Genomic DNA, 19659 nt, shown 5'->3' on the forward strand with positions numbered 1-19659 from the left:
CGCTTGCGTCGGCGCGCATGGCCGTCCTATTGACCTCTTGAGGACGCGCCGATCGGGGAGCCGAGAAGATGGATCACGGGCCGACGCCGCCCGACGCCGAGCGCCTGCTGGATGCCGTCGACGTGACCTGGCCGGCGGCCGAGCAGCGCGAGGTCGCGGGCTGGCGCCTGCGGCGCGGCGTGGGCGGGGGCAAGCGCGTCTCGGCCGCCTCGGCGCTGGCCGCGGGCAGTCTGCCGGACATCGGCGCCGCGGTCTCGGGGCTCGCGGCCTGGGGGCAGCAGCCGCTGTTTCGCGTGACACCGGGCGAGGAGGCGCTGGACGACGCCCTGCATGCGCGCGGCTACGCGGTGATCGACCCGGTCGTGATCTACTGCGCCCCGGCGGTCTCGATCGACGACGGCGCGGACCAGACCGCGCGGGTGATCCGGGTCGAGACCCCGTTGCGCATCGTCGACGAGATCTGGGCCGAGGGCGGCATCGGGCCGGGGCGGCGCGCGGTCATGGACCGCCCCGCCGGGCCCCGCGCGGTCCTGCTCGCCCGGGTCGAGGACCGGCCCGCGGGCGTGGCCTTCGTCGCCATCGACGACGGCATCGCGATGATCCATGCGATCGAGGTCGGCGAGGTATTCCGGCGCAAGGGGGCGGGCGGCGCGCTTCTGCGCGGCGCGGCGCGTTTTGCGCTCGAGCACGACGCGCCCTGGCTCGCCCTCGCCGTGACCGAGGCGAACGCGGCGGCGCACGCGCTCTACGAGGGGCTGGGCATGACGGTCGCGGCCCGCTACCACTACCGCGTTCTGGACTGAGCGACCGGGAGCCCCGCATGGACCTGCCACGACCCACCGCCCTGGACCTGCCGCTGCCCGATCCCCTGCCCGAAGACGTGGCCGAGCTCTTCGCCAAGTGCCAGGACAAGCTGGGCCTGATCCCGAACGTGCTGGTCGCCTATGCTCACCGGCCCGAGAAGCTGCGCGCCTTCTCGCTCATGTATAACGACCTGATGCTGGCGCCCTCGGGGCTGAGCAAGCTCGAGCGCGAGATGATCGCGGTCGCGGTCTCGGCCGAGAACCGTTGCTGGTACTGCCTTGTCGCCCACGGCGCGGCGGTGCGCGAGCTCTCCGGCGATCCTGCGCTGGGCGAGGCGATGGCCTTCAACCACCGCTACGCACCCCTCGATGCGCGCCAGCGGGCGATGGTCGATTTCGCGGTCAAGATGACGCGCGCCAGCGCCGAGATCGCCGAGGAGGATCGCGCGCGCCTGCGCGAGCATGGCCTGAGCGACGCCGACATCTGGGACCTTGCGGCGGTCGCCGGTTTCTTCAACATGTCGAACCGGATGGCGAGCGCGACCGGCATGCTGCCCAACCCGGAATACCACTGGCGGGGACGGGATTGAGGCCGTGTGGCGGGGCTGGCTCGCACCGCTGATCGCGCTGGCGCTGGGCATGACCGGCCCCGTCCCCGCCGCCGCGCAGGAGCCCGTGCCGGGACAGGATCTCGCCTCGATCGACCCCGGCGCGCCTGAGGGGGCGATCCAGACCGGCACCCGCAGCCAGCCCTTCGACCGCTATGACCTGCCGGTCGGCGCCTACGGGCCGGCGGGCCCCAATGCCCTGAGCCTCGAGGGCGAGGTCGTGATGCGGGCCTATCGCGTCGAGGACCCCGCCGCGACCACCGCCGACACGATCGCGGGCTACCGCGAGCGGCTCGACGCGCTGGGGTTCATGCCGGTCTTCAGCTGCCGCACCGGGGAATGTGGCGGCTTCGACTTCCGCTTCGCGGTCGCGCTTCTGCCCGCGCCCGCCATGCTGATCGACACGGCCGACTTCCAGCAGCTCTCGATGCGGCGCGAGGCCGAGGACGGCGGATCGGTCTATGTCTCGGTTCTGGCCAGCCGCGTGCTCGGCCAGGTCTATGTGCAGACCGTGACCGTGCGCCCGGGCGAGCGCGCCCTGCGCGTGACACCGTCTCCCGGCGTCGAGGCTGCCACCGACACGCTGATCCTGCCGCAGGACGAGAAGAGCCTGTTCGACCGGCTGATGGCAAAGGGTCATGTCCCCGTCGAGGGGCTGGTGTTCGAGACCGGGGGTGCGCGGCTCTCGCCCGGCTCGGACGAGGCGCTCGACATGCTGGCGCGGCTGCTGAGCCGCAACTCCGACATCCGCGTCGCCATCGTCGGCCACAGCGACAACCAGGGCGCGCTGGCAGCCAATGTCGAGCTCTCGCGCGCGCGGGCGGATGCGGTGATGGCCGCCCTTGCCGAACGTGGCGTCGCCCCGGATCGAATGGAGGCACATGGCGCGGGCTGGCTCGCGCCGGTCGCCGCGAACGATACCGAGGCGGGGCGCGCCCTGAACCGCAGGGTCGAGCTGGTCCTGCGCTGACCCCCGGGTCCTTTGCCCCCGACCGCGCCGCCGCCTGCCCGTCTTGCGCGCGCTGATCTTCGCGACCGGATTGGGCTGCCAGCCGGAAATGGTTCTGCGCGTCCTCTCCCCTTCCCTGAGGGGCCGCCGGCGCCGGCGCCGACGGCCCCCGTGCCGCAGCCGAAGGCACATGGGCGGCACGAAATCATCGTGCCGGGTGATCCGGTCGCGGCCCGCCTGCGTAGGACTTACCGATCAAACCGCGTCGGGAGAAGCGTTGCATGGAAAGACTAAGACTGGCCGTTGTCGGGGGCGGGATCGCGGGCCTCGGGGCCGCGTGGCTGCTGTCGCGGAGTCACGACGTGGTGCTGTTCGAGGCCGAGAAGCGCCTCGGCGGGCATGCCCGCACGATCGAGGTTGCAGGGCCGGATGGTCCCGTGCCGGTCGACACGGGCTTCATCGTCTTCAACCACGTGAACTACCCGCACCTGACGGGCCTGTTCGAGCATCTGGCGGTGCCGACCAAGCAAAGCGACATGTCGTTTGCCGTCTCGGTCGACGATGGCGCGATCGAGTATGGCTGCAAGACCGTCAACGCCGCGCTCGCCCAGCGCGCCAACGCGCTTCGGCCGGCCTTCTGGCGCATGATCCGCGACATCATGGTGTTCAACCGCACCGCGCTGGCGGTGGCGCAGAGCGACCCGCGCATGACCATCGACGGGCTGATCGAGGCGCAGCGCCTGGGCGAGTGGTTCACCCGCTACTACCTGCTGCCGATGAGCGGTGCGATCTGGTCGACGCCGCGCGAGGAGATGCGCAACTTCCCGGCGCTGGCGCTGGCGCGGTTCTTCGAGAACCACGGCCTTCTGTCGCTGAACGGCCAACACCAGTGGTGGACGGTCGATGGCGGCTCGCGCGAGTATGTCGCCCGCATGGCCACCAGCATGGCGGCCGAGCTGCGCCTCGGCGCGCCGGTGCGCGCCGTGACGCGCGACGGGCATGGCGTGCTGGTGAAGACCGATGGGGCCGAGCCCGAGCGCTTCGACCAGGTCATCCTGGCCGGGCATTCCGACCAGACGCTCGCGCTGCTCGCCGACGCCGATGCCGCCGAGCGCCGGGTGCTCGAGCGCGTGCGCTACAAGCCCAACCTCGCGATCCTGCACACCGACGCGAGCCAGATGCCCAAGCGCCGGGCCTGCTGGTCGAGCTGGGTCTACCAGGCGTCGAGCACGGCGCAGGAAAGCTCGGCCTCGGTCACCTACTGGATGAACAGCCTGCAGGGGATCCCCGAGACGACGCCGCTGTTCGTCTCGCTCAACCCCGCGCGGCCGATCCCCGAGGACAAGATCCTCGATCAGCACGTCTGCCACCACCCGCAGTTCGACCTTCACGCCATGGCGGCTCAGGCCGAGCTGCCGACCATCCAGGGCCGCAACCGGACGTGGTTCTGCGGGGCCTGGACGCGGCACGGCTTCCACGAGGACGGGCTTCGCAGCGCGGTCACGGTGGCCAGCGAACTCGGTGTCACGCCGCCATGGCAGAGCTGAGCCCCGCCATCATCGCCGCGCGCGTGACGCACGCGCGGACCATGCCGGTGAAGAACGCCTTCGCCTACGGCATGGACTACGTGATGCTGTCCGAAGACCAGCTTTCGGGCGGGCGCACGCCAAGGCTCTTCTCGTTCGGGCGGCGCAACCTCGTGACGCTGCGCCCGTCGGACCACGGCTTCGCGGCCGAGGGCGGCGCCGCCTGGGTGCGCGGCATCGCCGCCGACGCAGGCCTGGGCGAGGTTGCCACGGTCTCGCTGCTGACCCACCCGCGCTACTGGGGCTATGCCTTCAACCCGGTCAGCTTCTGGTTCATGCAGGATGCGGGCGGCGCGCTGGTCGCGGTGCTGTCGGAGGTGCACAACACCTTCGGCGACCGGCACTGCTATCTCTGCCGCGCCGCCGATGGCGGGCCGATCCGGCCCGACCAATGGGTCGAGGCCGAGAAGCGCTTCCACGTCTCGCCCTTCTTCGGGATCGAGGGGCGCTATCGCTTCCGCTTCGTGCTGGGCGCCGAGCGCATCGGCGTCTGGATCAGCTACGATGACGGCCGCGGCGGCGGGCTCACGACCGCGCTGACCGGCACGCGGCGCCCCTTCACCGACGCCGAGCTTCTGCGCGCGCTGGCGCGCCGGCCGCTGGGTGCCGCAAAGGCGACCGCCCTGATCCACTGGCAGGCCCTGAAGCTCTTTCTCAAGGGGGTGCGCTACCGCGCGCGCCCCGAGCCATCCGAGGAGCGCGTGACATGATCCGCCATGCCCTTGCCGCCCTTGCCGTTGCCGCCGCTGCCCCGGCCGCCCTCGCCGCGCCCAGCGAGCTCGCACCGCTCATCGAGGCCGAACGTCCTGCGGGCTGCAGCGACTACCGGTTCCTGTTCTGGGATTTCTACCGCGCCGAGCTGTGGACGGACGCGCGCGAGCTTCCGGGCGATTCTTACGGCCTCTCGCTCACCTACCGGTCGAAGTTCTCGCGCGACGAACTGGTCGCGGCCTCGGTCGAGGAGATGGCGCGCATCTCGGATCGGCCCGAGAACAGCTTCGGCGCGGCACGCACCGAGATGACCCGGGCCTTCCGCGATGTCGCGCCGGGCGACCGCATCACCGCCTGGCGCGACGCGCCAGGCCGCGTGATCTTCTTCGTGAACGGCGCGCAGGCCGGGGCGCTGACGCAGGATGCGGAGCTCTTCCTCTCGATCTGGCTGGGCGAGAAGACCCGACACCCCGAGGGACGAACGGCGCTGCTTGACGGGCGCTGCGATGGCTGACACCGCCCTTGCGCGCGGCGAGCTCGCGCGCGGCGGCTTGATGGCGGCGGCACTGGCCTTCGGCGGGCTGCCGCTCTATGTCCACGCGCCGCGCTATTACGCCGAGGAGATGGGTCTCGGGCTCGGGGCGCTGGGCGCGGTGCTGCTGGCGGCGCGCGCGCTCGACAGCGTGCAGGACCCGGTGCTGGGCTGGCTGGCCGACCGAACCCGCCGCTACCGCGAGGTCTGGGCGCTGGCGGCGGCGGCGCTGCTCGCGGCGGGCTTCGTCGTGCTGTTCGCGCCGCCCGGCTGGGGTGACGCCCCTGTCCGCTTGGCGCTGGGGCTGGTCGCCGCCTTCACGGGCTTCAGCGCGCTGCAGATCGCGCTCTACGACCACGGGCTCGCGCTCGCGCGCGCGGCCGGAGGCGGCCACACCCGCGTGGCGCTCTGGCGCGAGGCGGGCGGCCTGGTGGGCATCTGCCTCGCGGCGATGGCGCCGGCGGTGCTTGGCGCGGTGCTGGGGCCGAAGGCGGGCTTCCTCGGCTTCGCGCTTCTGTTCGTCGTGGTGGCCGCGGTCGCCGCCGGCGCGATGGCCGGTCGCTGGCGCGCCTCGGGTGCGATCGAGAGCGCGGCCGAAGGTGCTGCGAGCAGCTTCCGCCAGGCGCTGGAAACGCCCGGGGTGGGGGCGATGCTCGCCTTCGGCTTCGTCAACGCGCTGCCGACCGCGGTGACCTCGACGCTGTTCCTGTTCTTCGTTGGCGGCGTGCTGCAGGCCGAGCCCCATGCCGGACCGATGCTGCTGGTGTTCTTCGCCGCGGCCGCGGCGGCCGCGCCTTTCTGGGCCCGGCTTGCGGCGCGGACAGGGCGGCGGAGGACGCTGGCGCTCGGCATGTCGCTCTCGATCGCGGCTTTCGCCTGGGCCTATGCGCTGGGGCCCGGCGATGTCGCGCCCTTCTACGGCGTGGCACTGGCCTCGGGCGCGGCGCTCGGCGCCGACATGACGCTTGCCCCGGCGATGCTGGCCGCGCGGATCGAGGGCGGGGGCGCGCGCGTCTTCGCCCTCTGGACCTTCCTGCAGAAATCCGCGCTCGCGCTGGCCGCGGGCGTGGCGCTGCCGCTGCTGGCGCTTGGCGGCTTCGAGCCGGGCGCGGTCGATGCCCAAGGCCGCGACGCCCTTTCGGCCGCCTATGCGCTGGTGCCCTGTTTCCTCAAGCTCGCCGCCATCGCGATGCTGGCGGTCCTGCCCGTCGAGAAGGAGAGATCCCTTGCCACGTCCTAGCCTTGCCGCCGCTCTTGCGCTCGCCGCCACGCTCTCTGGCTGCGGCGGACAAAGCCTTGACGACTACGCGGCCGGGACGCCCAGGCTGGACCTGCGCGAGTATCTCGATGGGCCGCTCGCGGCCTCGGGCATCTTCTTCGGGCGCTCGGGCGAGGCCGAACTGCGCTTCACCGTCGACATGGTCGGCGAGTGGGAGGGCAGCACCGGCACGCTGGCCGAGGATTTCGTCTACAGCGACGGCCGCACCGAGCAGCGCACCTGGACGCTCACCTTCACCGACGACCGGAACTTCACCGCCACCGCGCACGACGTCGAGGGCGAGGCCGTGGGCGCCCAGTCCGGTAGCGCCGCGACGATGCGCTACCGCCTCCGCCTCAAGCGCGAGGGCGGCGACGAGATCACCGTGTCGATGGAGGACTGGTTCTACCTCACGGAGGACGGGACCCTGATCAACCGTGCGCGCATGTCGAAGTTCGGCGTCACGGTGGGCGAGCTGATCGTCACTTTCCGCAAGCTGCCCCGATGACCGCTCTGTCCGGCAAACGCTACTGGCTCGTGGGCGCAAGCGCCGGGATCGGCCGGGCGCTTGCCTTTGAGCTTGCGCGGACGGGTGCATCCCTCGTCATCTCGGCGCGCGATGCCGGGGCGCTCGACCGGCTCGTGGCGGAGCTTCCCGGCGCGGGGCACGCGGTCGCGCCCTGCGACGTGACCGACGCGGGCGCGGTCGAGGCGGCGTTCAAGGCTGCCGGCGTGCTTGATGGCGTAATCTACAACGCGGGTGCCTACCAGCCGATGTCGGCGCGCGCGCCCGATGTCGCCGCGCTCGAGCAGATGGTCGATGTGAACCTCGCCGGCGCCTTCCGCGTGCTCGCATGCGTCGTGCCCGACTTCGTGGCGCGCCGGGCGGGACATGTGGTGATCGTGGGCTCGGTCTCGGGCTATCGCGGCCTGCCCGACGCCTGGGGTTACGGCGCGACCAAGGCTGCCCTGATCCACATGGCCGAGAACCTGCGCTGCGACCTGCGCGGCCTGCCCATCAACGTGCAGGTCTGCAATCCGGGCTTCGTCGCCACGCGGCTGACCGAGAAGAACGATTTCCCGATGCCCTTCCTGATGCAGCCCGACGAGGCCGCGCGCCGCCTGCGCCGGGGCATGGAGCGCGGCGGCTTCGAGATCGCCTTTCCCCGCCGCTTCGCCCTGATCCTCAAGGTGCTGGCCTGGCTGCCGCGCCCGCTCTACTTCTGGCTGGTCGCGCGGCTGTCGAAGCCCGTGGGCTGAGGGCTCAGAGGCGCACCACCTGCGCCCGGCCGCCCGCCTTCGCCAGGTCCGCGGCGACCGAGGCGACCGCGAGGTCCTGCAGACCCACCCCGGTTCCGTCGAACAGCGTGATCTCGGCCTCCGAGTTTCGCCCCGGATGCGCGCCGTTGATCACCGCGCCGATGGGCGTGATGTCGGCTTCGGCCTTCAGCCCCTGCGCGACCGCATGCTGAGCCTCGCCGATGCTGATCGACTGCGCGACCTCGTCGGTGAAGACCGTGGCGGCGGCGACCAGCGCGGCGTCGACCTCCTGCTTGCCCTTGGTGTCGGTGCCCATGCAGGCGATATGCGTGCCGGGCTTGATCCAGTCCCTCATCATCAGCGGCTCGAAGGCCGAGGTGATGGTGATGATCACGTCCGCCTCGGCGCCCAGCCGCTCGCGCTCGACGGCCTCGAAGGGCAGGCCGATCTCGGCCGCGACCTTGCCCAGCGCCGGCAGCATCTCGGGATGGAAGTTCCAGGCGACGACCTTCTCGAAGCTCCGCTGCTCGGCCGCCGCGCGCAGCTGGAAGGCCGACTGGTGGCCGGCGCCGACCATGCCCAGGACCCGGGCGTCGGGCCGGGCGAGATGCGCGATCGAGACCGAGCTTGCCGCAGCCGTCCGCACCGCCGTGAGATAGTTGCCGCCGACCAGCGCCTTGAGCCGCCCGGTGTCGGGGTCGAACAGGAACACCGTGGACTGGTGGTTGGTGAGCCCCTTCGCGGCGTTGCCCGGCCAGTAGCCGCCCGATTTCAGTCCCAGCGCCAGCCCCGCCCGGTCGAAGCCGGACTTGAAGCCGTAAAGCGCGTCGGCATAGCCGATCGCCTCGCGGATGACGGGGAAGTTGTAGGCATCGCCCCGGGCCATTGCAGCGAAGACGGCCTCGACCGCGTCGAAGGCGTCCTTGCGGCCGACGAGCTCGCGGCAGGCATCTTCCGAGACCACGAGAATTCCGTCATCGGTCATGGCGTGTCCTTCATCTTGTCGGGGGCAAAAGGGCGGGAGCGCGACGCCCTCCCGCCTTCCCCTCCCCGCGCGGGGAAGGGCGATGTCGTTCCGGCTGGCCTCAGTAGGCCTTTCCGCGCGCGCTGACCGGCCAGACGGTCTCGACCTTGCCGTTGCGAACGCCGACATACCAGTCGTGCACGTTGCAGGTCGGGTCGCAGTGGCCGGGAACGAGGCGAAGCTTCTCGTTGACCTCGAGCACGCCCTTGGGGTCCTCGATCACGCCGTGCTCGTCCGAGCACTTGATGTATTTCACGTCGTCGCGGCCATAGACGAAGGGCAGGCCGGAATCGACCGACTGCGCCTTCAGCCCGGCATCGCAGATCGCCTTGTCGGCCTTGGCGTGGCTCATCACGCTGGTCAGGATGAACAGCGCGTTCTCCCACTCGCCCTGGTCGATGCGGCGGCCGTCCTTGTCGTGGATGCGGCCGTAATCGGCGTCCATGAAGGCGTAGGAGCCGCACTGGAGCTCGTTGTAGACGCCCGACTCGCTCTCGAAATAATAGCTGCCGGTGCCCCCGCCCGAGACCAGTTCGGGCTTGAGCCCTGCCGTCTCGAGCGCTGCGACCGCGTCCTTCACCATGGCAATGGCGGCGTCGAGCTTGGCCTTGCGCTCCTCGTAGGAGTCGATGTGCTGCATCGCGCCCTGGTAGGCCTGGATGCCGGCGAATTTCAGCCCCGGGGCCGCGTCGATCGCCTTGGCGATCTTGACCACGTCAGCGCTGGTGGTCACGCCGCAGCGCCCGGCGCCGCAGTCGATCTCGACGAAGCACTCGATGGTCGTGCCATGCTTTTCGGCGGCTTTGCTCAGTTCGGCCACGTTGTCGGCGTCGTCGACGCAGACGATGATGCGGCTGCCCAGCTTGGGCAGGCGGGCCAGCCGGTCGATCTTGGCCGGGTCGCGCACCTGGTTCGACACCAGCACGTCCTTGATGCCGCCGCGCACGAAGACCTCGGCCTCGGACACCTTCTGGCAGCACACGCCGATGGCGCCGCCGAGCCGCTCCTGCAGCTTCAGCACGTCGACCGACTTGTGCATCTTGCCATGCGCCCGGTGGCGCATGCCGTGCGCCCTGGCATATTCACCCATCTTCACGATGTTGCGCTCGAGCGCGTCGAGATCGAGGATCAGGCAGGGCGTCTGGATGTCGGCCTCGTCCATGCCGGGCAGGGCGGGGATGTCGTAGCCGACCTCGAGCCCCTCGAGTTTCGCGGGTGCGTTCATGGCGTCCTCCTCAGCCCTCGATCCAGGGCAGCTTGTCCAGGTCTACGTTTCCGCCGGTGATGATGACGCCGACGCGCTTGCCCGCGAACACCTCCCGGTTCTTGAGAATGGTGGCGAGCGGCACGGCGCTCGACGCCTCCATCACGATCTTCATGCGCGCCCAGGTCAGCTTCGTCGCGTCGACGATCTCCTGCTCGCTGGCGGTCAGGATGTCGGTGACATGGTTCGACACGAAATGCCAGGTCAACTCCTTCAGCGGCACCTTGAGCCCGTCGGCCACCGTGACCGGCGCGTCGTCGGCGATGATTTGGCCCGCCTTGAAGCTTCGGAAGGCGTCGTCGGCCTGCTCGGGCTCGGCGGCGTAGATCTTCACCTGCGGCGCGATCGTCGACAGCGTCAGGCAGGTGCCCGACACCATCCCCCCGCCGCCGATGGGCGCGATCACCGCGTCGAGCCCCGGCACCTGCTCGTTCAGTTCCAGCGAGCAAGTCCCCTGGCCCGCGATCACGCGCGGGTCGTTGTAGGGATGCACGAACTCGGCCCCGGTGCGGGCCTCCACCTCGGCAAAGACCGCCTCGCGCGACGAGGTCGAGGGCTCGCATTCGGTGATCTGGCCGCCATAGCCGCGCACCGCGTCCTTCTTGGCCTGCGGCGCGGTGCGCGGCATCACCACGTGGCAGGGAATGCCCCGCCGCCCCGCCGCATAGCTCAGCGACAGCGCATGGTTGCCCGAGGAATGGGTCGCGACGCCCTTCGCGGCATTCTCGTCCGAGAGGCCGAAGACCGCGTTGCATGCTCCGCGCACCTTGAAGGCGCCGGCCTTCTGGAAGTTCTCGCACTTGAAGAACAGCTCGGCCCCCGTGAGCGCGTTGAGAAAGCTCGAGGTCAGCACCGGCGTGCGGTGGATGTAGGGGGCCGCGCGTCGTGCGGCCGCCTCGACGTCGGCGAAGGTCGGGATCTGCATGCTCGCCTCCTCAGGCCGCGGCCTTGCGCGTGGCGCCGGCGGTCGCGCGATAGTATTCCTGCGCGGCCGCGACGCCCGATCCCAGCCGGATCGGGTAACCCAGATCCTTCATCGCCATCTCGATCGTGGCAATGCCTGAAAGCGCCATCACGTCCGTGAGCGAGCCCAGATGCCCGATCCGGAAGGCCTTGCCCGACATCGGGCCCAGCCCCACCCCGAACGAGACGCCATAGGTGTCGAAGGCGTGGTTGGTCAGGAGATTGCTGTCGAAGCCCTCGGGCACGTAGACGCAGCTGACCGTGTCGGAGTAGAGGTCCGGGCTCTTGGCGCAGAGCGAGAGGCCCCACGCCCGGATCGCCTCGCGCACGCCCTCGGCGATGCGGTGGTGGCGGGCGAAGACCTCGTCGAGCCCCTCGTCCAGCAGCATCTTCAGGCTCTCGCGCAGGCCGTACATGATCTGCAGGGGCGGCGTGTAGGGAAAGCCGCCTTTGGCGTTCGCGCCCCCCATGTCACGGAAATCGAAGAAGCAGCGCGGGCAGGTCGCGGTCCTGGTCGCCTCCATCGCGCGGCGCGAGACGCCGACGATGGCCATGCCGGTGGCCAGCATGAAGCCCTTCTGGCTGCCGGTGACGGCGAGGTCGACGCCCCATTCGTCCATCCGGAAATCCATCGAGGCCAGCGACGAGACGCAGTCGACATAGAGCATCGCCGGATGACCGGCCGCGTCCATCGCCCGGCGCACCGCGCCGACATCCGAGACGACGCCCGTCGCGGTCTCGTTATGCGTGACGAGGACGGCCTTGATCGCGTGGTCCGTGTCGGCGGCCAGCCGTTCGCCGAACCGATCGGCCGGCGCGCCACAGCCCCATTCGCACTCGATCACCTCGACATCGAGGTTGTGGCGCTGGCACATGTCGATCCAGCGGTGCGAGAACATGCCGTAGCGCGCGACCAGCACCTTGTCGCCGGGCGAGAGCGTGTTGGTGATCGCCGCCTCCCAGCCGCCGGTGCCGCTGGCGGGAAAGGTGATGACCTCGCCAGTCGCAGTCTTGAACACCTTCCTGAGATCGCCCAGCAGCGGGCCCAGAAGCTCGACGAAATCGGGCGCGCGGTGGTCGGTGGTCTGGATGCTCATGGCATAGCGCAGGCGGTCCGGGATGTTCGTGGGCCCCGGGATGAAGACCGGGTTCTGGCCGCTGAAGACAGGCAGGTTGGCAGTCATGGCGTATCCTCCTCGCCGGGTTGCAGGGACCATGCGCGCCATCGATCCGGTTTGCAATTTTTCTGAAAAAGTTTTCCAAAATGCCGGTGAAAAATGCCAAATACATTGTATGATAACGGAAATTCATTTTTCCATTCCCGTGTCGCGGGGCCGGGCTGGAAAATGAATCTCGTCCGGCAGGGCGGAAACGAAGGGGATTGGCATGGCGGAACGACAGGTGCGGCGGCGGGCGCGCGGGCGGCCGCGGACGGTCGAGCCCGAGGCGCAGGGCGCCACCGTCAAGGCGCTCGACCGCGCGGTTGTGCTGCTGCGCGCCCTGGCGCGCGGGGGCAAGGCCACGCTCTCGGACCTGGCCGCGCAGACCGAGATGCCGCCCTCCTCGGCCCACCGGCTCCTTGCCACGCTCGCCGCGCATGGGCTCGTCGAGTTCGCCGACGCCACCCAGGAATGGATGATCGGGGTCGAGGCGTTCCGCATCGGCTCGGCCTTCGTGCAGCGCTCGAACCTGGTCGATGTCAGCCGCGAGGTGATGCGCCGGCTGGTCGACGAGACGGGCGAGACCGCGAACCTCGCCATCGCCGATGACGGCGAGGTGGTGTTTCTCAGCCAGGTCGACACGCAGAACCCGATCCGCGCCTTCTTCCGCGCGGGCACGCGGGTGCACATGCATTCCTCGGGCATCGGCAAGGCGCTGCTCTCCGAGTTCGCCCCGCGCCGGGTCGAGCAGATCGTGGCGCAGCGCGGCCTGCCGGCCTTCACCGCCAAGACGCTGTCGACCCCCGACGCGCTGCGCGCCGATCTCGAGGAGACGCGGCGCCGCGGCTGGTCGCTCGACGACGAGGAACGCTTCGACGGCATGCGCTGCATCGCCGCGCCGATCTTCAACGCCTATGGCGAGCCGGTGGCCGGGGTCTCGATCTCGGGCCCCGCGGTGCGCTTCGGCGACCGCGCGCTGGCAGGCCTCGGCGCCCGGGTGCGCCGCGCGGCCGACGATATCACCCGGCTGACCGGCGGCGCGCCGCCCCCCGGCCACGGCTGATCCGCGGGCTGCGGCTCAGGCGTCGTCGGTGCAGATCAGCCAGGGGCGGGCGAAGTGGTGCTCCTGAAGGTTGTCGCCGGGGCCGGTCCGGTCGACGATCAGGAAGTCCTGCGGCCGGTCCAGCGGCGTCAGCACGCCATGCCAGACGTTGCGGCGATAGTTCACGCCCTGCGCGCCGTTGGTCAGGAAGGCGCGCGGCCGCCCGGGCCGTCCGCCCTCGTCGGCCGCGACCACGACAAGGAAGGGCTCGGCCGACAGCGGCATGAAGGCCTGGCTTCCCAGCGGGTGGCGCTCGACGAGGTCCAGCTGCAACGGCAGCCGGTAGGGCTCGGCCCGGGCCAGGCTGATGGCGACGCGCCCGCCCTCGCCCGTCACCTCGGGCAGGGCGCGCGCCGCCCAGCGCTGCGCCATCCCGGCGTTGAACGCGAAATCGGGCGGGCCCGCGATCTCCAGCACCTCGCCGAAGGGCGCGAAGGCGTCCGCCGTCAGGGGCAGGATCGCGATCCGCTCGTCGACCCGCGCGCTCATGCCCCCGGCCTCAGCTTGGGGTGGCGGTTCACGTCCTTGTAGAGGAGGTAGCGAAACCTGCCGGGCCCTCCGGCATAGCAGGCCTGCGGGCAGAAGGCGCGCAGCCACATGAAATCGCCGGCCTCGACCTCGACCCAGTCGCGGTTGAGCCGGTAGGCGCCCTTGCCCTCGAGCACATAGAGCCCGTGCTCCATCACATGCGTCTCGAGGAAGGGAATGCAGGCGCCGGGCTCCAGCGTGACGATGGTGACATGCATGTCGTGGCTAAGATCGTCGGGGTCGACGAAGCGGGTCGTGGCCCAGGCGCCGTTCGTGCCCGGCATCGGTGAGGGCGCGACCGCGGCGTCGCTGGTGACCAGCGGCTTCGGCACGGGCAGGCCCTCGACCGGCTCGTAGGCCTTGCGGATCCAGTGGAACCGCGCCGGCGCCGCGCCGTCGTTTCTCAGCCGCCACTCGGCGCCCGGGGGGATATAGGCGAAACCACCCGGCTCGAGCCGGTGCTGCGTGCCGTCGAGGCTGAGGCTGACCGTGCCGTCCACGACGAACAGCGCGCCCTCGGCGCCCGGATCGGGCTCGGGCCGGTCGCTGCCGCCGCCGGGCAGCACCTCGAGGATGTATTGCGAGAAGGTCTCGGCAAACCCCGTCATCGGCCGGGCGATGATCCAGGCGCGGGTTCCGTCCCAGTGCGGCAGGCGACTGGTGACGATGTCGCGCATCACGCCCTTGGGCAGGACGGCATAGCTCTCGGTGAACACCGCCCGGCCGGTCAGCAGCTCGGCCTGGCCGGGATGGCCGCCGCTCGGGGCGTAGTAGGTCCTGTCGCTCATGCTCGCTCCGTGTTGCTGGCTCGCGTCGGTGGGGGTGTGGTCCTCAGGCATCGAGGTTCTCCGCTGGGTGCTCGCGGTGCCAGTGCTCCGCAATGTCGATGCGCCGGGCGAACCAGACGCCCTCGTGCCCGGCGGCGTAGTCGAGGAACCGCGCCAGCGCGGCCGCCCGGCCCGGCCGCCCGGCAAGGCGGCAGTGCAGCCCGACCGACAGCATCTTGGGCGCGCCCGCCTCGCCCTCGGCGTAGAGCACGTCGAAGCTGTCCCTGAGATAGCTGAAGAACTGGTCGCCCGAGTTGAAGCCCTGCGGCGTGGCAAAGCGCATGTCGTTGGTGTCGAGCGTGTAGGGCACGATCAGGAACGGCCCCTTGGGCCCCCGCACCCAGTAGGGCAGGTCGTCGGCGTAGTTGTCCGCGCAATAGGCGAAGCCGCCCTCCTCCATCACCAGATCGAGCGTGTTCTCCGAGCAGCGCCCGGTATACCAGCCCCGTGGCCGGGCGCCGGTGACCTCGGTGTGGATGCGGATCGCCTCGTCCATGTGCGCCTTTTCCTCGGCGCGGCTGAAGTCGCGGTACTCGATCCATTTCAGCCCGTGGCTCGCGATCTCCCAGTCTGCCTCGCGCATCGCGGCCACCTGCTCGGGGCTGCGCGCCAGCGCCGTGGCGACGCCGTAGACCGTGACCGGGACGCGGCGCGCCGTCAGCGTCCGCCACAGCCGCCAGAACCCGGCGCGGGCGCCGTACTCGTAGATCGATTCCATGTTCATGTGGCGCATGCCCGGCCAGGCCTGCGCCCCCACGATCTCGGACAGGAACGCCTCCGAGGCTGGGTCGCCATGCAGGATGCAGTTCTCGCCGCCCTCCTCGTAGTTGACGACCACCTGCAGCGCGATGCGCGCGCCCCCGGGCCAGCGCGGGTCGGGCGGCGTCCGGCCGTAACCTCTCAGGTCGCGGGGGTAGCGTGTCATGGCGGTCTCCTTCTGCGTTCGGGCGCGGGGCTCAGTCGAACTCGCCCAGGGCCTCGTGCTGCGTCTCGATCCATTCCAGGTGCTCGCGCCCGGCCTTGCCCGACCGGCGCATGGTCGCGACCGCCAGGAGCCGCAGTACCGCCAGCACGCCGGCATAGGAGTCGAGCACATGCGGGTTCTCGACCGGGCAGGTGATGGTCCAGCGCGCCAGCGCCGGCATGCCGCGCGCCGAGGGGTCGGTGATCAGCAACACCCGCACCCCGCGCCCGTCCAGCGCCTTCAGCGCACGCGGCAGCGCGCCCACGACCCGGCGTACGCCTACCACCACGACCACGTCCTCGGGGCCGAAATCGGCCAGCCCCTCGGCCAGGGTCTCGCCCGGGCCGGGCAGGAGCCGGGTGTCGGGCCGGAACTGGACGAACTGCCAGCGCGCATAGGCGGCGAAGTAATGGCTGTTGCGAAAGCCCAGGAAGCCCAGCCGCCGCGCTCCCGACAGGGCGCCGGCGATCTCGTCGAGGAGCGCGGGCGAGACCTGCTCGAGCCCGTGGCGCAGCGCCGCCATCTCGGCCTCGGCGAACTCGGCGATCAGTGCGTCTGCGCCCTTGCCGGGCCGCGCCTCGCCCTCGCGCGGCGCGAGGAACAGCGGCGAGCCCCAGTTGCGCGCCTCGCGCGCCGCCAGCCGCATCTCGTCATAGCTCTCGAACCCCGCGCGCTGGACGAACCGCGTCACCGTCGAGTTCGAGACCCCGACCAGCCGCGCCAGTTCCGAGGCCGGGTACATGCTGACCTCGCCCGGTGATTCGAGGATGAAATCCGCCACCTGCCGCTCGCGGCCGCTCAGCCCGTCATAGGCCTGGTGGATGATGTCGACCAGCGATTTCAGAGGCTTGTTCATGTCTGGCCCTCGGGTCGGCGGCAGGTTTCGGTCGCGTCGCATGGTGAGATTGGAATGACATTTCCAAATATATTGACATTTTGGAAATTTATTTGCAACCTTTTCACATCACGCCATTGACCCACGGGGCAGCCAGAAGCGCAGCAAGCCGCCGTCGCGCCGCCCACAGAGAGGCCGAGATGACGCACAACCACTATGACATCACTTCCAAGGATGGCGCCCTCTGGAACGAGGACCTCGCGCCGCTGCCGCCCGAGCGTCGCCGCTGGGGCGCCTTCGAGATCTTCAACGTCTGGAACAACGACATACAGAGCCTGTTCGGCTACACGCTCGCGGCCTCGCTGTTCATCAGCTACGGGCTCAACGGCTGGTGGACCCTCACGGCGATCGTGCTCGCCGGCGCCTTCGTCATGTGGCTGGTGAACCTCACCGGCAGGCCCTCGGTCAAGTATGGCGTGCCCTACCCGGTCATGGCGCGCGCCGCGATGGGGGTCGAGGGCGCCAAGTTCCCGGCGCTGGTGCGCGGCATCGTCGCGATCTTCTGGTATGGCGTGCAGACCTATTTCGCCTCGACCGCCGTGGCGCTCCTGATCCGCTCGGTGCTGGGCATCGAGGGCGGCGCCGAGTTCCTCGGCATGACCGGTGTCGGCTGGGTCTCGTACATCATCGTCTGCGTGTTCCAGCTGGGCCTCTTCATGATGGGCATCGACTGGGTCGGGCGCTTCCTCAACTGGGCGGGGCCCTTCGTCTATGCGGTGATGATCGCGCTGATGCTGGCGATCTGGTGGAAGGCCGGCAACGGCCTGCTGGCCGAGCTTGGCAACATCTTCCAGGGCGGTGCCAGCACCGATCCGCGCGGACCGGTTGCCGCCTTCTTCGCCATCACCGGCACGATGATCGCCTATTTCGCCGCCGTCGTGATCAACTTCGGCGACTTCTCGCGCTTCGTGAAGACCGAAGCGCAGATGCGGCGCGGCAATTTCTGGGGTCTGCCGGTGTCGATGGCCTTCTTCTCGTTCATCGCGCTCTTCATCACCGCGGGCACCGTCGTGCTGTTCGGCGAGCGGCTGACCAACCCGGCCGATATCGTCGAGCGCGTTGACAACATCTGGCTCACCGTGATCGCGGCGATCACCTTCTTCGCGGCGACGGTCGGCATCAACCTGGTCGCGAACTTCATCCCGCCGGCCTATGACCTCGCGAACCTCGCGCCCTCGAAGATCAGCGCGAAGACCGGCGGGATCATGACCGCGGTGATCGCCTTCTTCATCGGCGCGCTGTGGGTCTCGCTGATCTCCGAGATAGGCATCGCCGGCTTCGTCGACACGCTGGGTGCCTTCCTCGCGCCGCTCTACGGCATCCTGGTGGCGGACTACTACCTGATCCGCAAGCAGAAGGTCGAGCTGCAGGACCTGTTCTCGTCCAGCCCCGAGGGCGCCTATCACTACAACGCCGGCTGGAACCGCATTGCCATCGCCGCCTTCGGCATCTCGGCGGTGTTCTCGGTCGCCACGGTCTGGGTGCCGGCGCTGAGCGATCTGTCGGGCTTCGGCTGGGTGATCGGCGCCGTGCTGGGCGGCACGCTCCACGTGGTGTTGATGCGCCGCGCCGGCCATGCCGTGACCGCGGCGGCGACTGCGGCGGGCTCGTCCAGCTTCTGAGGCCGCCATCGCGCCAGATACGGGGCCGCGCCCATCGCCGGGCGCGGCCCCTTTCGCGTGCCGGGCCTCAGCTCAGCGCCCGGCGATAGCCCACGGCCTCGGCGATATGGGGCTTGCGCACGGCATCGGCGCCGTCGAGATCGGCGATCGTGCGCGCGAGCCGCAGCACCCGGTGATAGCCGCGGGCCGAAAGCCGCAGCTTCTCGGCCGCCGCCTGCAGAAGCTGCCGGCCCGCGTCGTCGGGCCGGCTGACCCGTTCCAGCGCCTCGCCATCCAGCTCGCCATTGGTCACCGGCGCGTCCCCCGTGCCGCGCCCGGCCTGGGCGGCGCGGGCCTGCGCCACCCGCGCCGCGACCCGGGCCGAGCCCTCGGCATGGGTCGGCAGCGCCAGCACCTCGGGCGTCACCGGCGGCACCTCGATGCGGATGTCGAAGCGGTCGATCAGCGGCCCCGACAGGCGCGCCATGTAGTCCGCGCCGCATTTCGGCGCGCGCGAGCAGGACCGCGCGGCGTCGCCCAGATAGCCGCAGCGGCACGGGTTCATCGCTGCCGCCAGCAGGAAGCGCGCGGGGTATTTCACATGGGCCTCGGCCCGGGCCACCACCGCCTCGCCGGTCTCGATCGGCTGGCGCAGGGCCTCGAGCACGGGGCGGGCGAACTCGGGCAGTTCGTCGAGGAACAGCACGCCCCGGTGGGCCAGGCTGATCTCGCCGGGCTTGGCGTTGCGTCCGCCGCCGACCATCGCGGCCATCGAGGCCGAGTGATGCGGCGAGCGGTAGGGCCGCTCGCGCATCATCCCGCCGTCGCCGGGCTCGGCTGCCAGCGAATGGATGATCGACACCTCCAGCGCTTCGCGCGGGGTGAGCGGCGGCATGATCGAGGTGAGGCGTGTCGCCAGCATCGACTTGCCCGAGCCCGGCTCGCCCACCATCAGGATGTTGTGGTTTCCTGCGGCGGCAACCTCCAGCGCGCGGCGCGCGCCCTCCTGCCCCTTCACGTCCAGTAGGTCGGTGCCGTTGCGCCGGGCGCTGACGGTGCCGGGCTCCGGCGGGATCAGCGCCGTCCGCCCGCGGAAATGGTTGGTCAGCGCCAGCAGGCTGTCGGGCGCCAGGATCTCGGCCGCGCCGACCCAGGCCGCCTCGGGCCCCGAGGCCGCGGCGCAGACCAGCGCCTTGTCCATCTCGGCGGCTGCGAGCGCCGCCGGCAGCGCCCCCTGGACCGCCCGGATCTGCCCGTCGAGCGACAGCTCGCCCAGCGCCAGCACGGCCTCGGCCTCGTCCCTGGGGATCACCTCCAGCGCCGCCATCAGCGCCAGCGCGATCGGCAGGTCGAAATGCGACCCGGCCTTGGGCAGGTCTGCCGGCGACAGGTTCACCGTGATCCGCTGCGGTGGCAGGGCCAGCCCGCAGGCGGTCAACGCCGCGCGCACCCGCTCGCGCGATTCCGAGACCGCCTTGTCCGGCAGCCCGACGATCTGGAAGGCCGGCAGACCCGGCGAGACCACGCACTGGACCTCGACCGGCCTCGCCTCGACGCCCAGGAACGCAACCGTGTGGACGCGCGCAAGCATGGGATCACCCGCAATGGCACAGGACGCTGTCGC

At 70.4% G+C, this 19659-nt stretch carries 19 protein-coding genes and 1 pseudogene; 11 read left to right on the top strand and 9 right to left on the bottom strand.

Annotated features, from left to right (window positions below; all coding sequences use genetic code 11):
• The first annotated feature begins 68 nt into the window (after nt 1–68).
• From H0I76_RS17760 to H0I76_RS17800, 9 genes are all read left to right on the top strand, one after another.
• A complete protein-coding gene (locus tag H0I76_RS17760) occupies nt 69–803 on the top strand; it encodes a GNAT family N-acetyltransferase (protein WP_200613071.1) in 735 nt (244 codons plus the stop codon).
• Between the two features lie 17 nt (nt 804–820).
• Nucleotides 821–1393 (top strand): peroxidase-related enzyme, encoded by a 573-nt coding sequence (locus tag H0I76_RS17765; RefSeq protein ID WP_200613073.1) that lies wholly within the window; start codon nt 821–823, stop codon nt 1391–1393.
• Nucleotides 1394–1397: 4 nt separating this feature from the next.
• A complete protein-coding gene (locus tag H0I76_RS19730; protein WP_200613075.1) occupies nt 1398–2381 on the top strand; it encodes an OmpA family protein in 984 nt (327 codons plus the stop codon).
• A gap of 260 nt (nt 2382–2641) precedes the next feature.
• Nucleotides 2642–3907, top strand: coding sequence for an NAD(P)/FAD-dependent oxidoreductase (locus H0I76_RS17775; RefSeq protein ID WP_200613077.1), 1266 nt, complete (start codon nt 2642–2644; stop codon nt 3905–3907).
• Entirely contained in the window at nt 3895–4656 is a 762-nt protein-coding gene (locus H0I76_RS17780; RefSeq protein ID WP_200613079.1) for a DUF1365 domain-containing protein, read from the top strand. Before H0I76_RS17775 ends, H0I76_RS17780 begins: the two co-directional genes overlap by 13 nt.
• Nucleotides 4653–5171, top strand: a complete 519-nt coding sequence (locus H0I76_RS17785) for a chalcone isomerase family protein (protein WP_200613081.1) — start codon at nt 4653–4655, stop codon at nt 5169–5171. Before H0I76_RS17780 ends, H0I76_RS17785 begins: the two co-directional genes overlap by 4 nt.
• Nucleotides 5164–6429: an MFS transporter gene (locus tag H0I76_RS17790; RefSeq protein ID WP_200613083.1), complete on the top strand. Its 1266-nt coding sequence runs from the start codon at nt 5164–5166 to the stop codon at nt 6427–6429. Before H0I76_RS17785 ends, H0I76_RS17790 begins: the two co-directional genes overlap by 8 nt.
• Nucleotides 6416–6955, top strand: a complete 540-nt coding sequence (locus H0I76_RS17795; RefSeq protein WP_200613085.1) for a DUF3833 domain-containing protein — start codon at nt 6416–6418, stop codon at nt 6953–6955. The genes H0I76_RS17790 and H0I76_RS17795 overlap by 14 nt, the downstream gene beginning before the upstream one ends.
• Nucleotides 6952–7707, top strand: coding sequence for an SDR family NAD(P)-dependent oxidoreductase (locus H0I76_RS17800; protein ID WP_200613087.1), 756 nt, complete (start codon nt 6952–6954; stop codon nt 7705–7707). The genes H0I76_RS17795 and H0I76_RS17800 overlap by 4 nt, the downstream gene beginning before the upstream one ends.
• Nucleotides 7708–7711: 4 nt before the next feature.
• Here H0I76_RS17800 and bhcD read toward each other — a convergent pair whose 3' ends face one another.
• The 4 genes from bhcD to bhcA all read right to left on the bottom strand — a co-directional run bounded on the left by bhcD (nt 7712) and on the right by bhcA (nt 12142).
• A complete protein-coding gene (bhcD, locus tag H0I76_RS17805; RefSeq protein ID WP_200613090.1) occupies nt 7712–8692 on the bottom strand; it encodes an iminosuccinate reductase BhcD in 981 nt (326 codons plus the stop codon).
• 100 nt (nt 8693–8792) lie between these two features.
• The gene (bhcC, locus tag H0I76_RS17810; protein WP_200613092.1) at nt 8793–9956 is read right to left on the bottom strand and encodes a 3-hydroxy-D-aspartate aldolase BhcC; all 1164 of its coding nucleotides are present in this window, start codon (nt 9954–9956) and stop codon (nt 8793–8795) included.
• Between the two features lie 10 nt (nt 9957–9966).
• Entirely contained in the window at nt 9967–10920 is a 954-nt protein-coding gene (bhcB, locus tag H0I76_RS17815) for a beta-hydroxyaspartate dehydratase BhcB (RefSeq protein WP_200613095.1), read from the bottom strand.
• Nucleotides 10921–10930: 10 nt separating this feature from the next.
• Nucleotides 10931–12142, bottom strand: a complete 1212-nt coding sequence (bhcA, locus tag H0I76_RS17820; RefSeq protein ID WP_200613098.1) for an L-aspartate--glyoxylate aminotransferase BhcA — start codon at nt 12140–12142, stop codon at nt 10931–10933.
• Between the two features lie 202 nt (nt 12143–12344).
• Here bhcA and bhcR point away from each other — a divergent pair, with 202 nt between their 5' ends.
• Complete coding sequence (bhcR, locus tag H0I76_RS17825; protein ID WP_200613101.1) at nt 12345–13181, top strand: HTH-type transcriptional regulator BhcR; 837 nt, start codon at nt 12345–12347, stop codon at nt 13179–13181.
• Between the two features lie 15 nt (nt 13182–13196).
• Here bhcR and H0I76_RS17830 read toward each other — a convergent pair whose 3' ends face one another.
• The 4 genes and pseudogenes from H0I76_RS17830 to H0I76_RS17845 form a co-directional block, all read right to left on the bottom strand.
• Nucleotides 13197–13709 (bottom strand): ureidoglycolate lyase, encoded by a 513-nt coding sequence (locus H0I76_RS17830; protein ID WP_200613104.1) that lies wholly within the window; start codon nt 13707–13709, stop codon nt 13197–13199.
• Nucleotides 13706–14536, bottom strand: a complete 831-nt coding sequence (locus H0I76_RS17835; RefSeq protein ID WP_200613179.1) for a bifunctional allantoicase/(S)-ureidoglycine aminohydrolase — start codon at nt 14534–14536, stop codon at nt 13706–13708. Before H0I76_RS17835 ends, H0I76_RS17830 begins: the two co-directional genes overlap by 4 nt.
• A 64-nt stretch (nt 14537–14600) precedes the next feature.
• Nucleotides 14601–15500, bottom strand: a pseudogene (gene puuE, locus H0I76_RS17840) (allantoinase PuuE); the annotation flags it as partial.
• A 31-nt stretch (nt 15501–15531) separates the two neighbouring features.
• On the bottom strand, nt 15532–16395 hold the full coding sequence (locus H0I76_RS17845) for a MurR/RpiR family transcriptional regulator (RefSeq protein WP_200613110.1): 864 nt from the start codon (nt 16393–16395) through the stop codon (nt 15532–15534).
• Between the two features lie 179 nt (nt 16396–16574).
• Here H0I76_RS17845 and H0I76_RS17850 point away from each other — a divergent pair, with 179 nt between their 5' ends.
• Nucleotides 16575–18056 (top strand): NCS1 family nucleobase:cation symporter-1, encoded by a 1482-nt coding sequence (locus H0I76_RS17850; protein ID WP_200613113.1) that lies wholly within the window; start codon nt 16575–16577, stop codon nt 18054–18056.
• 67 nt (nt 18057–18123) lie between these two features.
• Here the strand turns inward: H0I76_RS17850 and H0I76_RS17855 are convergent, their stop codons facing one another.
• Nucleotides 18124–19626 (bottom strand): YifB family Mg chelatase-like AAA ATPase, encoded by a 1503-nt coding sequence (locus H0I76_RS17855; protein ID WP_200613116.1) that lies wholly within the window; start codon nt 19624–19626, stop codon nt 18124–18126.
• Nucleotides 19627–19659: the final 33 nt, after the last annotated feature.

Origin of the sequence: Thermohalobaculum xanthum (genome assembly GCF_016623495.1) — a bacterium.
GTDB lineage: Bacteria > Pseudomonadota > Alphaproteobacteria > Rhodobacterales > Rhodobacteraceae > Thermohalobaculum > Thermohalobaculum xanthum.

Bases quoted from the DNA above. Each gene is read 5' to 3' on its own strand.
- H0I76_RS17760 (WP_200613071.1), top strand. From the start codon at position 69: ATGGATCACGGGCCGACGCCGCCCGACGCCGAGCGCCTGCTGGATGCC.
- H0I76_RS17775 (WP_200613077.1), top strand. From the start codon at position 2,642: ATGGAAAGACTAAGACTGGCCGTTGTCGGGGGCGGGATCGCGGGCCTC.
- bhcD (WP_200613090.1), bottom strand. From the start codon at position 8,692: ATGACCGATGACGGAATTCTCGTGGTCTCGGAAGATGCCTGCCGCGAG.
- H0I76_RS17780 (WP_200613079.1), top strand. From the start codon at position 3,895: ATGGCAGAGCTGAGCCCCGCCATCATCGCCGCGCGCGTGACGCACGCG.
- bhcA (WP_200613098.1), bottom strand. From the start codon at position 12,142: ATGACTGCCAACCTGCCTGTCTTCAGCGGCCAGAACCCGGTCTTCATC.
- bhcB (WP_200613095.1), bottom strand. From the start codon at position 10,920: ATGCAGATCCCGACCTTCGCCGACGTCGAGGCGGCCGCACGACGCGCG.
- H0I76_RS17830 (WP_200613104.1), bottom strand. From the start codon at position 13,709: ATGAGCGCGCGGGTCGACGAGCGGATCGCGATCCTGCCCCTGACGGCG.
- H0I76_RS17845 (WP_200613110.1), bottom strand. From the start codon at position 16,395: ATGAACAAGCCTCTGAAATCGCTGGTCGACATCATCCACCAGGCCTAT.
- H0I76_RS17855 (WP_200613116.1), bottom strand. From the start codon at position 19,626: ATGCTTGCGCGCGTCCACACGGTTGCGTTCCTGGGCGTCGAGGCGAGG.
- bhcR (WP_200613101.1), top strand. From the start codon at position 12,345: ATGGCGGAACGACAGGTGCGGCGGCGGGCGCGCGGGCGGCCGCGGACG.
- bhcC (WP_200613092.1), bottom strand. From the start codon at position 9,956: ATGAACGCACCCGCGAAACTCGAGGGGCTCGAGGTCGGCTACGACATC.
- H0I76_RS17800 (WP_200613087.1), top strand. From the start codon at position 6,952: ATGACCGCTCTGTCCGGCAAACGCTACTGGCTCGTGGGCGCAAGCGCC.
- H0I76_RS17765 (WP_200613073.1), top strand. From the start codon at position 821: ATGGACCTGCCACGACCCACCGCCCTGGACCTGCCGCTGCCCGATCCC.
- H0I76_RS17850 (WP_200613113.1), top strand. From the start codon at position 16,575: ATGACGCACAACCACTATGACATCACTTCCAAGGATGGCGCCCTCTGG.
- H0I76_RS17835 (WP_200613179.1), bottom strand. From the start codon at position 14,536: ATGAGCGACAGGACCTACTACGCCCCGAGCGGCGGCCATCCCGGCCAG.
- H0I76_RS17790 (WP_200613083.1), top strand. From the start codon at position 5,164: ATGGCTGACACCGCCCTTGCGCGCGGCGAGCTCGCGCGCGGCGGCTTG.
- H0I76_RS17785 (WP_200613081.1), top strand. From the start codon at position 4,653: ATGATCCGCCATGCCCTTGCCGCCCTTGCCGTTGCCGCCGCTGCCCCG.